The organism is Halorussus vallis, from assembly GCF_024138165.1.
Lineage (GTDB): Archaea > Halobacteriota > Halobacteria > Halobacteriales > Haladaptataceae > Halorussus > Halorussus vallis.
Map to the genome: position 1 here is coordinate 2,931,885 of NZ_CP100000.1, position 12,442 is coordinate 2,944,326.

Genomic DNA, 12,442 nt, shown 5'->3' on the forward strand with positions numbered 1-12,442 from the left:
CCGGACGAGAGGAACAGAACGGTTTCGTCACCCAACCGTCATCGAAACCGCAGACCGACGCTCGTCGAACGCTCGACGTTTCGATATCCGAAGTGCTCCAACACCCGACGCTCGTACCTGGCGTTGAGCACCGAGAACAGGAGTCCCGTCACTCGCTCTCGCTCGTCGTAGCTCGTCGTCTCGACCCGCGTTCCCGCCTCGCTCGGCCGTATCGATAGTTCTACCGTCCCGTCGAGGGCGTCGTCCCCGAAGCGTATCAGAATCGCGCTCTCGCCGTCGCGACTCACGTGGAGCCGATACTCGTGAGCGAACAGCCTCAGGAACGTGCCTTCGAGAACGACGTCGGCGCTCCCGTCGTCCGCCTCGCATTTGCGAATCTCGTCGGCCCAGCCGAACGCGAACGCGGTCATCGGGTTGACCGCGTTTTCGAACTCCGCGCGGACGGTTTCCGGGGACTTGCTCGTTTCGAGCACGCCCTCGGTGCGCAGGTCGAACAGGGGAACGAACCCGACGATGGCGACGAGAAGCAACCCCAGGCCTGCGGCCACGCTGGTCGCGGGGTCCTCCGACCGGAAACCGTACGCGCCCGCTCCGATGCAGAGTCCGAACCCTGCGAGGTAGACGACTTCGGCGAGTCGATAGTACCGCCTCACGACCGCTTCGACCGGACCGTCGAGTCGGGGATTCATCTCTCGTAACTGGCAGGGAAGCCGACCACCACCATAATATCACCTGTTTGGAACTATTGGACCGTCGGTACCGATGCGGAGGACCGCGGCGAGTGCGAACCCGCGGTTTCGGTCGAAATCGGGGGCGGCGGTACTTTCCTGCGAACGACCGAGGGAGCGAAGCGACTCCTCACAGCTCACGACCCGAAACCGGACGCAGGTTCTCCGACGGCACCCAACCTGTCTCGCCGGTCGACTTCTCGCACCACTCCCAGCCGGCGATCGCGGTGCGAGACGTGAGCGTCTCTCCGCGTTCGACGGTGAGTTCTCTCGCCACGTAGTCTTCGAGACTGACCCACCGTCCGTCCCGGCGCTCGACGTACGCGTCCGGTATCCAGCCCTCTCGCCCGGAGCCGTCGATACACCACGACCACCCGTCCCATTTCGTCGCACGCTCTTCGATGGTGAGTTCGTCGCCCTCGCTCACACGTATCGGCTCCGGGTACGCCGACGCGTACGCTTCGACGACCCGACGGTTCGACGTAGTGGAATCCATCGATATCGCCAGTACTCGTCGACGGCGGCAGATAATCCTACCGTACGCGCTCGACGATGATGTTTGCGGGAGCGGCGCCGGATATCGGACTGAATTGCTGGGACGCGTACGGGTTCCTCCCGCCCGAACCGCGGCCAACGGTGTACTTGTCGGTCCATCCGCTGGCCGTAGAGACACGTTCTCGGCGTCTGGCCGGCGGTTCAGCGGAAACCTGATCGGACTGCTTCCAACTACTGGGCCGCTTCCTTGCAGGCGTCGTGGACGATGTCGCCGTTCTCGTCCGGTCCTCGGCGCTCGCCCGACCGAATCGGCTCGCCGCAGATGGCACAGCGCAGTCCGCCCTTCTCGCTCGTGTCGACGCCGAGCGTCTCCTTCACTTCCTGGGTCGCGGTTTCGGTGTCGATGTCGAGCGCTTTCCCTACGCCGCCGGACTCGTTTCTAGCACCGGCCCCGAGCGCGATTGCGCCCGCGCCGGCGAGCACCCCGCGCAATCGCTTGCCCTTGCGGAGCGAACTGACCGCGAGGACCGCCAGAACGACGGCGAGGAGGCCCCGGGCGACTCGCCCGCGGAGGCCACTGGCCGCGTCGATTTCCGGACTCTCGCTCGATTCGAGGGTTTTCCTCAGCTCCATACGTCGAAATCGGGCCGTGTGCCCTTGTATTTCATCCCCGACGAGACGGAACGTGGCGACGGTGTGCGGAAACCCGTCGCTCCGCTCATCTGGGAGTACATGCTCGAACGTGCACCTATCGGAGGTGTTCAAGGATCTGCAGGATACGGAACCCCAGTTCGCCGTAGTCTTTCTCGGTTTCGGCTGCGACTGCCCTGAGCGCGTCTACCCGCTTGGTGTACCGCTCGTTGATGACCAACTCCAATTCGCTGTCAGTTTCCTCCTCGAAGTCGCGGGCCAACTTCGACAGTCCGCCCAGGAGATACTCCTCGTCGGACCGCCCGGGGACAATGGGACTCCAGAGTTGGAAGACGTAGGAGTCGGCGGAGTCGAACAACTCCCGCACGTGCTCACTGTCGGAGGTGAACTTTCGCCACAGTCGGTCCAATGTGTGCTGGTAGTCCTCGTTGCCGTATTGGTCCCATCTGTCGTCGCTCGGCGTTCCGGAGTAGTGCAGGCCGTTTAGGTGCGTCACCACCTCGCAGGTGTAGACGATTCGCTCGCCGCTTTTCTGGGTCTTCACGCCGATCACGTCTATCTCCATCTGCTCACCTTCCTCGGGCGAGTGCTGGTTGTAGGTCACCAGGTCGCAACCCGCGACCAATCGTAAATACGACCCGACGAGTAGTTCCCCGGATTCAGGCTGTATGGTCATACGCGTACGTTCCGGTAGCCGGTAAAGAACGTTGGCACTCCCTGTTGTCCGTGCCAACGGCGTCAATTTCGTCTCGCCACTCGCCCAATACCCCGCCGCCGAACCTGACGCCGACCCCGAGAGAAGACTTTTCCTTGCGTTTTCGCTAGCAGGTGTTGATGGAGTCCCCGTTCGAGGTGTTGGGCATCGACGCCGAGGCCGACGAGGAACGAATCGAGGAGGCGTACAGGGAACGGGTCAAACGCGCCCACCCCGACCGGGGCGGGTCGGTCGAGGAGTTCATCGCGGTCCGGGAGGCCTACGAGAAAATCAAAGCGGGCTACGAGGAGACGCCGGAACTGACCGGCGACGACGCCGAGGCCGGCGAGGGTCCTGGCCGGCCGTCGTCGACCGAAGCGCAGACGGACCGGAAGCGCTCGGACCGCGAGCGCGCCGCCCGCCCGGGGTCGGAACCGGACCGCGAGGTTTCCCGCGAGCGGGTCACCTCCGAGGTCACCTACCTCAACTACGACGTGCTCGCCGACTTTGGCTGGGACGCCGCCGACGACGGACTCTTCCGGAAGGCGGCCGACGCCGACCTCGGCGAAATCGACTACGGGCGATTCGAGGTCGAACCCGGCGAGTCGCTGCTCGAAGCCGCCGAGGACCGCGGCTACGCCTGGCCGTTCGCCTGCCGCGGCGGCGCGTGCGCGAACTGTGCCATCATCCTCCGGGACGGCGAACTGTCGATGCCGGCCAGCCACGTGCTCCCCGCGGACCTGATGGACCGGGGCTTTCGGCTGTCGTGCAACGGGATGCCCATCACGGCCGAACTGAAGGTCATCTACAACGTCAAGCACATGCCCGAACTCGACGACCTGCTGTTGCCGCCCCGACCGTTCGAGCAGGCGTATCCGAACGACTAGGCGTCTCGGCGACCGACGGCGGAGTCGGCGGTCCTACGGGTCCTACGTGTGGACGACGACCGTGTCGCCGGCGATGTCCCCGACGCGCTGGTTGCCGTCCGTCACGGACGCGGCGACGATGCCGACGAGGTAGAAGAGGGGGAGCGCGTCCACGAAGCGGAGGACGTTCCTGACGGCCGCCGCGCCCCACGTGATGTGCGAACCGTCGGCTTTCACGACGACGATTCCCCGGTAGTGCTTCCCGATCGTCTGACCGTAGTACCCCTCGAAGGCGGCCTGGTACGCGACGAGGCCGAGCGGGGCGCCGAACTGGAGCGCGAGGAGGGTCCCCCCGAGGGCTCCGACCGTCCCGCCGACCAGCAGGAGTCCTGCGACGTATCCGAGAATCCCGACGACGACGCTTACGAGCAACGCGTCGATGAGGAGCGCTTCGAACCGACGGTCTAACACTCCCGCGTACGCGTCCATGTCCGGTGACGGAAACTTCTCCATTTGTACGCCGAGGTGCCAGGTCACTTCGTTTATACTTTTACATCAAACACGTTGTTATCAAAATTGATACCCCGCCGGTCGACGGCGGTAACGTCTAACTGTCGGACCAGAGTACCGAACGCATGAGCGATTCCGAAGCGAAGGCGTTCGACGAGTTGACCGAGGAGGAGCGAGTCGCGGTCGAGGAGGTCGAACGGGGGTTAGAGCAGTTCTATCGCGCTCACGGGGCGCTCGTGGAGTTCCACCACGCGGTCGGCAGGGCGATGGAGCACTTCGACGCCGCCGAGGAGAATCTCCGCGGGGAACACGGCGACATCGCCGACCGACTCGAGGACGACGTTCTCCCGGCGGGCGTGACCGCCGACGGGAAGCTAACCTACCAGGTCGTCGCCGAGTTCGAGGAGGGACTGCTCGGGGAGGTCGAGTCGGTCGCCGACGAGGCGTTCGAGGAACTCGCCGACGGCAGGCGCTACCCGATAGAGCGCGCCGGACGCGGCGGGCGGTCGAACGACTCGTAGCCCTGTACGGTTCGCGGGTCGGCGACTTGAGAGTCGCCGACCCACGACCCGGTTCGTCGCCCTCGCCGGTTCACCGCCCTACTCGTTTCCGACGAACACCGTCTTCAACCGGTTTCCGCAGTTTGGACAGCAGAGCGTCTGCCACTTGGCCGGGTCGAGGTTCCCCATCGTCTGCGTCCGGCGCGCGTCCTCGAACGCCGCGACGGTACCGCACGTCCCGCACTCGTAGGTGTCTCGCTCGTTCGCCATCGTTCGTCGGTAGGGCCGCCGCGGTATTCGAACCTCGGTGCCAGCGATGACCGATTGCCCTCCGCGCCGACCCCGTCCCGCGGTTTCGGGCGCGATTCGACCCTGGACGTCTCCGTTCGCCGATACGTAAAGGACTTTAGTTTCGATTCGAAATACCCACTCGTAGTGCCTCGCTTCCCGAACCCCGTCCGCCTGCTCATCCTCCTCATCGGCCTCGCGCTCGCCCGCGTCGGCCTCGTCGAACCGAAACACGTCCGCCGGACCACTGACCTCGCGTGGCCGCGCATCGTCACCGGCCTCGCGCGGATGTCGAAGAACGCCGTCGACGTGGCGTTCGTCGGCATCGCCGTCGGCCCGGTGGCCATCGCGGGCGTCGGGTTCGCGACGCCGTACTGGGGCGTCGCGTTTTCGCTCGGCGGGGGCATCGCCGGCGGCACCATCGCGCTCGTCTCCCAGCGGTTCGGCGCGGAGGCGTTCGACGAACTCGGCGTGGCGGTGCGGTCGAGCGTCGCGCTCGTCGTCGCGGTGACCCTCCCCGTCGCGGCCGTCTTCTGGCTGTTTCCGGCCGACCTCGTCGGCGTGATGACCGACGACGGCGAGGTGATTCGGCTGGGCGCAACCTACCTCCGAATCCTGGCGCTCGGCGTCCCCTTCGCGGGGCTGAACCTCATCGGGAGTCGCATCTACATCGGCGCCGACGACGCGTGGACGCCGATGCTCGTCCGGTCCGGCGGCGCGATATCGAACATCGTGCTGAGCGGCGCGTTCATCTTCGGCCTCGGCATGGGCGTCGCGGGCGCGGCGTTCGGGACGGTGCTGGCCAACGTCTTCGTGACCGTCGCGTTCGCCGCCGGACTCGTCGCGGGTCGACTCCCCGTGGTCGGCGCGCTCCCCGTGCAGATCAGTCCGCTGTCCTCGTACGTCGACGTCGAGACGATGCGCGACCTGGTGCGAATCGGCCTGCCGGTCGTCGGCCGCAACCTGGTGTGGACCGTCGCGAAGTTCCCGATGCTGGCCATCGTCGGCCTGTTCGGGCCGAGCGTGGTCGCCGCCTACGTCATCTCCCGGCGCATCTGGGGGCTGATGAACACCCCAGGCTGGGGCTTCGGACTGGCATCCAGCAGCCTCGTCGGCCAGGCGCTCGGCGACGGCGACGAACTCACCGCCGAGTCCTACGCCCGCGACATCGTCGCCTTCTCGGTGGCGACGTACGTCGTCGCCGCCGTCATCGTGGCCGCGCTGGCCGAACCCATCGTCCTCTCGTTCGTCAAGGACGCCGCAGATCCCTCGGTGCCCGTGGCGGTGGCGCTCGTCTACGCAGCGTGCGTCGCCACCGTCGCTCAGGGCGTCAAGGCGGCGGCCGCCGGCCCGCTCGACGCCAGCGGCGACACGCGCTGGCCGTTCTACAGCCAGGCCATCGGGATGTTCCTCTGTGCGATTCCGGTCGCCTACCTCGGCGCGACCACCGCGTTCGGCATCGCGGGACTCTACCTGTCGTTCCTCGCGGAGACGACGGTCCCCGCCGCCATCAACTACCGCCGGTTCTCGACCGGCAAGTGGAAGGCCATCAGCCGGGAGTTCCGCCCAGAATCGCCGGTCGCCGACGACTGAGCGACTCAGAACGACGACCGGGCGGCCTTGACGACCCGGCTGGGAATCCCCGGTTTCGCCCGACGGCGCCCCGACGCTCCGCCCGGACGAGAACTGTCGAATCCACCGGAACGACGCCCAAAGGTGTCGAATCCGGCGACGATTCGACGCTCGCGCGACTGTACGTTTTCATTCACCCACCGAACGAGGAGTTTCGGAGAAAAATATCCAAAAATTACCTCTGTGACACCACGTATATCACAAGTCTTATCCGTGTACTGGCACTGTGTTTAGATGCAATGGCGAAAGGAAACGTTGATTTCTTCAACGACACTGGCGGCTACGGTTTCATCGAGACTGAGGACGCGGACGACGACGTATTCTTCCACATGGAGGACGTTGGCGGGCCGGACCTCGAAGAGGGAACGGAGATCGAATTCGACATCGAGCAGGCCCCCAAGGGCCCGCGCGCAACCAACGTCACCCGTCTGTAAGCTAGCGCTTCACCCTTCGGGGTGACGGACGAGACGTCTATTACTACAACATTTTAACGCGACGCTACTCACCGAGAGCGACGGCCAGCGCGCCGTGACGCGAGATTAACAGGCCGAGGAGACGCTCCGCTAGCCTCGCCCGCGGAGACGATTCGGGAAGCGTTAACTACCGGCGCTCGGAACCGGCGCGTACATGAAAGCAGGCGTCATCGGCGTCGTCGACGGTGACTTCGACGTCGTCGGTTCGTTTTCGGACGCGGTCGTCGAGGGCGACCGCGAACTCGCGCGCAGACTCGACGTGGGCCGGGTGTTCTCGCTGTCGGACGGCACCGTCGCGTTCGAGGGCCGGGCCGCGGCCGAGCGACTCGTCGACGGCGAGGCGGCCCGGATAGACTCCGGGGCGGTCGCGTTCGAGGAGACGACCCGGACCGAGACCCGCGCGACCGAACTCGCGGGCGTGCCCGGCGAGTTCGTCGTCGCCGAGAGCGGTGCGGGCGCGTTCGCCTTCGAGATGGTCGGCCTCGACACCGCGACGTCGGTCGAGCGCGCGACTCTCGACCTGAACGCGTTCCTCGACGCCCAGGCCGGCGCGACCGCCTGGAAGGCCGGTTTCTACGGCGAGGACGGCAACGCCGAGAACGGCGTGCTCCACGGTGAGGACCTGCTGGCCGACGAGGAGTTCGGCGGCGTCCTCGGTCGCGCGCGGTTGAACCAACTCGGCATCGAGGGGACCTACCGCGACCGCCCGTTGAAACTGACCGCCGCCCGGAGCGGCTACGTCGAGGTGTACCGGCCTAGCGACTTCGACGTCGGGGACTTCCTGGAGTACGTCCGCGACGAGGTCGTCCCGCACCTGGAGTGAGCGTTTCTGGCCGGCGCGTCGGCAGTCGCCGACGCGCCGGCCCGAAGCGAACGAGTACGTCACCGGTCGAACCCGGAGTCGGTACTATGTGACCGCAGATACAACGCGAGGACATGACCGAGACGGCCGAGACGACGGGGTACCGCGTCGCAGAGATGACGTGGCAGGAGCTAGAGGACGCGCTGGCCGAAACCAGGACGCTGTTGGTCCCGGTCGGGAGCACCGAACAGCACGGCCACCATCTTCCCCTGGGTGTGGACGTCTACATGCCCGAGGCCATCGGTGAGCGGGTCGCCGCAAAGAGTCCGGCCCTGCTCGCACCCCCAATCTGGTACGGCGTGAGCCCCCACCACACGTTCAAGCCGGGAACGTTCACCGTCTCGACGGAGACGTTCCAGCGATACGTCTTCGACATCTGTGAGTCCGCGACCGAGTGGGGAATCGAACACGTCCTCCTGCTCAACGGCCACTACCTCGCACAGGACCCCGAACTCGAAATCGTCGTCCGGCGACTGCGAAACGAACTCGACGTAGAGGCGTTCCACGTCCCACTGGTCGAACTGTTCGCCGACGTCGCCGCGGAGATCCGCACCGGGGACGTGTCGTTTCACGCGTCGGAGTTCGAGACGAGTATCATGCTCGAACTGTTCCCGGACATGGTCGACATGGACCGGGCGAAGGACGTCCCACCGCCCGAGGAGTCGTTGCCGCTGACCGATTACGACGCGCTCGGCGAGAACAAGGTCGGATGGGCGCTCAGCGCGGGCGACATGGAAGCGCTGACGCCGACCGGCAACATCGGTGATCCGACCGTCGCGACGCGACGGAAGGGTGCGAAACTGGTCGAGTCGGCGGTGTCCGACATCCGCCTGCTCGTCGACGCGCTCGAATCGCCGGAGTGACCGCGGTCGGTCGGGACGACTCCGTCGCCGACCGATTCCGTCGGCGTTTATTGTCCGTCGGCGCGACGTTCCGCGTATGTCCGACTCGACGCTATTCGAACTGCTCTCGGGCAACCAGGCCCACGTCGAATCGCTCGCCGACGACCACTTCGCCGACGTCCAGGACGGCCAGCGCCCGCCGGTCGTCTCCATCTGTTGTTCGGACTCGCGGGTTTCCCAAGAGGGGATGTGGAACGTCACCGAACCCGGCTGGCTGTTCACGCCGAGCAACGTCGGCAACCAGGCGTGGGACGACTACGACGGCGAGCGGGTCGTCAACGGCAACCTGCTCTACCCCATCGCCCACGCCGGAACCGAGACGATCGCGGTCGTCGGCCACACCGGATGCGGCGCCGTCACCGCCGCCTACGGGGCCGTCACGAAGGGCGAAACTCTCGAACACGCCGGCATCGAGAAGTGGGTCGAGTCGCTCGTTCCCGTCGTCGAGGCGGGACTGGCGAGCGACGAGGTGGACGCCGACACGTCCGACGAGGCGGTCGTGAACCAACTGGTGGAGTTCAACGTCCACCGGCAGGTCGAGTTCCTCCGCGATTCGGACGAGGTGCCGGACTCGACGGCGACGTACGGCTTCGTCTACGACTTCCAGCAGGTCTACGGCGACGCGTCCGGCCGCGCGTACCTGGTGAACGTCGACGGCGAAACCGACCCCGAGGCCATCGCCGCCGACGTCCCCGAGTCCCACCGGTCGGCGGTTCGGAGCCTGTTGTACTGAATTCGCCCGAATCGTTCGACGATTCGGCTGGCGGCACGCGAAACGCGGAGCGACGGCGGTCGAAAGTGGTCGGGACGGCCGAGAGTGGCCAGCCCGGCCGAAGACTATCGAGACGGCCAAAAACGGTCGGAATGGTCGAAAATAGGCGACGACCGTCCGACGCGCGGAGAAACGACCCTCTTCGCGAGCGTCCAGCGTCGGTCGTCCTAGTCGGTGACCGTGACCGCGCCGTCCGGTCCGACCGTGACGTCCATCCCCTCGTAGGTGAACTCGACCACGAGGTCGCCGCGCGAGGCGGCGAAGAGGTCGTTGAGCGCGTCGGGGTCGACGGAGTAGTAGAGCGGTTCGAGTTCCCCGACGTCCTTCTCGGTCGCCGCCGCCACCGCCGTCACGACGCGCTGGCTGGCCTCCGCGTCCGTTCGTTCGTCCCGAGACAATACCACAGGTTCGGCGTCGCTAGTCGGCTCTGAATCTATCGTGCCTGTCATAGTTGGACGAGGACTCTCTCGGGGGTCGACCGCGAGGAGCCGTCTTTCCGACGTCCGTGATACGGAGGCGGCGTCCCTGAGCGCATCGCCTATCACGATAGGTCGGTGAGACGGCGCTACGATTCGAAGAATCGGGTCAGGATCTTCTCGAGTCCGAGATAGAGGTGCTGGCTGAACGTCGGCTGAGAGACGCCGAGCGAGGCCGCACACTCCTCGGCCGTGCTGGTCCGCGGCCACGAGAGGTAGCCCTCCGCGAACGCGGTCTTGACGGCGCGACGTTGTTTTTCGGTCAGCGTTTCGGGGAGCGCCATCCCGCGGTCGGGCGACGACAGGAGGGCCGTCCCGCTCCGCTTGGCCGTCAGCCTCGCGTCGTGGGCGTCGACGAACGCCTCCACGACGGTTCGGACGTCGGTGGTCGGCGGGACGCCGACCACCACGGTACCGACGCCGTCGGTGGCGTCGGCGCGTTTCAGGACCGCCTCGGCGTCGGCCAGCGTCGTGGCCACGCAGTCGGACGAAACCACGACCTTGTAGAGGAACTCGTCGCCGTCGCGACGGACCGTCCGGCCTCGCTCGACGGTCGACGAGTCGGCCGCCACCGCCGCTATCTCGGCAGGGTCGGCGTCCCGAATCCGAAGGAACTCGAGGAGTCGGCCGTCGGCCCGCCGAATCACCTCCTCGCCGACGACATCGCACGTCGCGCGCTCGGACGCCTCGACGAAGAAGCTACTCTGGTCCGTCGTCTCGAACGTGAGTTCGACCGAGTTGGCGTCCACGCCACGCTCGTTCTCCATTCGCCTCCACGTAGGCGGTCGAATGGGATAGGGACTCTGCGTTACGTGTAAGGCGTAGCCCGGTTCGGGCCTCTCCGTCTCGAATTCGTCTCGGTAGAGTCCGCTCCGCCCGGACCGGGTCGGCCCACCTGACTCGGGTTCGGGGCCGGCACCTCCCGTTTTCCCGCCACGTCTTCGGTTCCGTGCTAATCGGTCACTCGGAAGTCTTATCCGTCAGCCGCCACTCTCGTTAGATGCAATGGCGAAAGGTAAGGTCGACTTCTTCAACGACACTGGCGGCTACGGTTTCATCGAGACTGAGGACGCGGACGAGGACGTTTTCTTCCACATGGAGGACGTTGGCGGCCCTGACCTCGAAGAGGGACAGGAGATCGAATTCGACATCGAGCAGGCCCCCAAGGGCCCGCGCGCGACCAACGTCGAGCGCCTCTAAGTCGGTTCGGACTTTCAGTACGAACGACCCCGATTTTCCTTTATTCGCGCCAGCGAGCCGCGGCTGTGGCCGAAGTCGACCTAACCCGTGACCGTCCGGTCCGGCGGGCCAGTCACGTAACTGAGACTTTATGTGGGATGCCGACCGACGGATTGGCATGCGCTACGACATCCGCAAGCGCCCGAGCAACGCCGTCCTGGACGTGACGCTGGACGAGGACGAGCGAATCGACGCCAAACCCGGCGCGATGGTTTCCCGGAGCGCGACCGTCACCGCCGACACCGAAATCGCGGGCGGCGAGGGAGTCACCGGGATGCTCTCGCGGGCCATCTCCGACGAGCGCGAGATGACCTCCAACGCGTTCGTCGCCGAAGCGGACGGCGGCCACGTCCTGCTCGCGCCCGACGCGCCGGGCGACGTGACGCCCATCGACCTCACGGAGACGGGCCGCATCAAGGTCCAGTCCGGGTCGCCGCTCGCGTGGACCGAGGGCGTCGAGAAGTCGACCGCGATGAACGAGTCGCGGAACTTCTTCTCGTCGGGCGAACTCACCGTCCTCGCCATGGAGGGCGACGGCACCGCCTTCCTCTCGGCCTACGGCGCGGTGGTCGAGCGCGAGATTTCGGCCGACGACCCGGTCATCGTCGACGAGGACCACCTCGTCGCCTGGACCGACGGCCTGGACCTCTCCCGCGAGCGAGACGGCTCCATCAAGTCGGCGCTACTCGGCGGCGAGGGCTACGTGACCCGGTTCTCGGGGTCGGGCACCGTCTGGCTCCAGACCCGCGACCCGCTGGTGTTCGTCCGGTCGACCGGCGGGAACTGAGTTGGGTCGGTATCCGGCGATTCGGCGGCGCGACCGCGCCGCCGAATCGCCATCGACCGCCGGAACGGTGGCATCTACCCACCTACACCACGGCGGTTTCCGCGACGATTCGTTCGACGTCGCGGGCCTTCTCCTCGGTGAGCGGGCCGGGCGCCTGCCAGACCACCTCGCCCGCCGCGTCGACCAGCAGGGCGTAGACGGTTTCGTCGGTCGGCAGGTCGAGTTCGTCCCGGAACGACTGGGTGTCCAGATAGAGCGTCACGGTCCGCTGGCGGGTTTCGCGGTCGGGGATGCCCGCCCGCATCCGGCGGGCGACGACGCCCCGAACCGGCGAGTACCACTGCGCGATGGTCGGCAGTTCGTAGTACTCGAAACAGCCGAATCGACCGTCGAGTTCGGCGGCGAACGGGAGCCACGTCTCGACCATCGGCCGCTGGCGGCGCTCGAACGCCAGCAGGGCGAGGTTCAACTCGCCCTCGAAGTCGGCGGGTAGCCGCAACTCCTCGGCCTCCAGATTCTGTCCCGTCACCGTCGGAAACCGCGTCTCCGAGTCCCCCATTCTTCGAA

At 66.3% G+C, this 12,442-nt stretch carries 18 protein-coding genes; 9 read left to right on the forward strand and 9 right to left on the reverse strand.

The features are described 5' to 3' along the window. Window positions 1-38: 38 nt before the first annotated feature. The 4 genes from NGM07_RS14760 to NGM07_RS14775 form a co-directional block, all read right to left on the reverse strand. A complete protein-coding gene (locus NGM07_RS14760) occupies window positions 39-689 on the reverse strand; it encodes a hypothetical protein (protein ID WP_253512935.1) in 651 nt (216 codons plus the stop codon). Between the two features lie 169 nt (window positions 690-858). Then, window positions 859-1,224 (reverse strand): SH3 domain-containing protein, encoded by a 366-nt coding sequence (locus tag NGM07_RS14765; RefSeq protein ID WP_253512937.1) that lies wholly within the window; start codon window positions 1,222-1,224, stop codon window positions 859-861. A gap of 230 nt (window positions 1,225-1,454) precedes the next feature. Further along, on the reverse strand, window positions 1,455-1,856 hold the full coding sequence (locus NGM07_RS14770; RefSeq protein WP_253512939.1) for a DUF2892 domain-containing protein: 402 nt from the start codon (window positions 1,854-1,856) through the stop codon (window positions 1,455-1,457). Window positions 1,857-1,971: 115 nt separating this feature from the next. After that, complete coding sequence (locus NGM07_RS14775) at window positions 1,972-2,550, reverse strand: hypothetical protein (protein ID WP_253512941.1); 579 nt, start codon at window positions 2,548-2,550, stop codon at window positions 1,972-1,974. A 158-nt stretch (window positions 2,551-2,708) separates the two neighbouring features. Here NGM07_RS14775 and fer point away from each other — a divergent pair, with 158 nt between their 5' ends. Beyond that, window positions 2,709-3,455: a ferredoxin Fer gene (gene fer, locus NGM07_RS14780; RefSeq protein ID WP_253512943.1), complete on the forward strand. Its 747-nt coding sequence runs from the start codon at window positions 2,709-2,711 to the stop codon at window positions 3,453-3,455. A gap of 42 nt (window positions 3,456-3,497) precedes the next feature. Here fer and NGM07_RS14785 read toward each other — a convergent pair whose 3' ends face one another. Next, entirely contained in the window at window positions 3,498-3,947 is a 450-nt protein-coding gene (locus NGM07_RS14785; protein ID WP_253512945.1) for an RDD family protein, read from the reverse strand. 122 nt (window positions 3,948-4,069) lie between these two features. Here NGM07_RS14785 and NGM07_RS14790 point away from each other — a divergent pair, with 122 nt between their 5' ends. After that, entirely contained in the window at window positions 4,070-4,465 is a 396-nt protein-coding gene (locus NGM07_RS14790) for a hypothetical protein (protein WP_253512946.1), read from the forward strand. A 78-nt stretch (window positions 4,466-4,543) separates the two neighbouring features. Here the strand turns inward: NGM07_RS14790 and NGM07_RS14795 are convergent, their stop codons facing one another. Further along, window positions 4,544-4,714, reverse strand: coding sequence for a hypothetical protein (locus NGM07_RS14795; RefSeq protein ID WP_253512948.1), 171 nt, complete (start codon window positions 4,712-4,714; stop codon window positions 4,544-4,546). A gap of 165 nt (window positions 4,715-4,879) precedes the next feature. On the opposite strand from NGM07_RS14795, the gene NGM07_RS14800 reads away from it, so the two are divergent. From NGM07_RS14800 to NGM07_RS14820, 5 genes are all read left to right on the forward strand, one after another. Then, window positions 4,880-6,325: an MATE family efflux transporter gene (locus NGM07_RS14800; protein WP_253512950.1), complete on the forward strand. Its 1,446-nt coding sequence runs from the start codon at window positions 4,880-4,882 to the stop codon at window positions 6,323-6,325. A 278-nt stretch (window positions 6,326-6,603) separates the two neighbouring features. Continuing rightward, complete coding sequence (locus NGM07_RS14805; RefSeq protein ID WP_253512952.1) at window positions 6,604-6,798, forward strand: cold-shock protein; 195 nt, start codon at window positions 6,604-6,606, stop codon at window positions 6,796-6,798. 193 nt (window positions 6,799-6,991) lie between these two features. After that, the gene (locus tag NGM07_RS14810; protein WP_253512954.1) at window positions 6,992-7,660 is read left to right on the forward strand and encodes a hypothetical protein; all 669 of its coding nucleotides are present in this window, start codon (window positions 6,992-6,994) and stop codon (window positions 7,658-7,660) included. A gap of 113 nt (window positions 7,661-7,773) precedes the next feature. Next, complete coding sequence (locus tag NGM07_RS14815) at window positions 7,774-8,562, forward strand: creatininase family protein (RefSeq protein ID WP_253512956.1); 789 nt, start codon at window positions 7,774-7,776, stop codon at window positions 8,560-8,562. 76 nt (window positions 8,563-8,638) lie between these two features. Then, window positions 8,639-9,334 (forward strand): carbonic anhydrase, encoded by a 696-nt coding sequence (locus NGM07_RS14820; protein ID WP_253512958.1) that lies wholly within the window; start codon window positions 8,639-8,641, stop codon window positions 9,332-9,334. A gap of 206 nt (window positions 9,335-9,540) precedes the next feature. On the opposite strand, the gene NGM07_RS14825 is transcribed toward NGM07_RS14820, so the two are convergent. Both NGM07_RS14825 and NGM07_RS14830 read right to left on the reverse strand, forming a co-directional pair. Next, window positions 9,541-9,771 (reverse strand): HalOD1 output domain-containing protein, encoded by a 231-nt coding sequence (locus tag NGM07_RS14825; protein WP_253512960.1) that lies wholly within the window; start codon window positions 9,769-9,771, stop codon window positions 9,541-9,543. Window positions 9,772-9,938: 167 nt separating this feature from the next. Further along, entirely contained in the window at window positions 9,939-10,616 is a 678-nt protein-coding gene (locus tag NGM07_RS14830) for a helix-turn-helix domain-containing protein (RefSeq protein WP_253512962.1), read from the reverse strand. 238 nt (window positions 10,617-10,854) lie between these two features. On the opposite strand from NGM07_RS14830, the gene NGM07_RS14835 reads away from it, so the two are divergent. Together NGM07_RS14835 and NGM07_RS14840 are read left to right on the forward strand one after the other, a co-directional pair. Further along, window positions 10,855-11,049 (forward strand): cold-shock protein, encoded by a 195-nt coding sequence (locus NGM07_RS14835; protein WP_253512964.1) that lies wholly within the window; start codon window positions 10,855-10,857, stop codon window positions 11,047-11,049. 157 nt (window positions 11,050-11,206) lie between these two features. After that, a complete protein-coding gene (locus tag NGM07_RS14840) occupies window positions 11,207-11,875 on the forward strand; it encodes a TIGR00266 family protein (protein WP_253512966.1) in 669 nt (222 codons plus the stop codon). An 82-nt stretch (window positions 11,876-11,957) separates the two neighbouring features. Here the strand turns inward: NGM07_RS14840 and NGM07_RS14845 are convergent, their stop codons facing one another. After that, complete coding sequence (locus NGM07_RS14845; RefSeq protein ID WP_253512967.1) at window positions 11,958-12,434, reverse strand: hypothetical protein; 477 nt, start codon at window positions 12,432-12,434, stop codon at window positions 11,958-11,960. Window positions 12,435-12,442 lie beyond the last annotated feature (8 nt).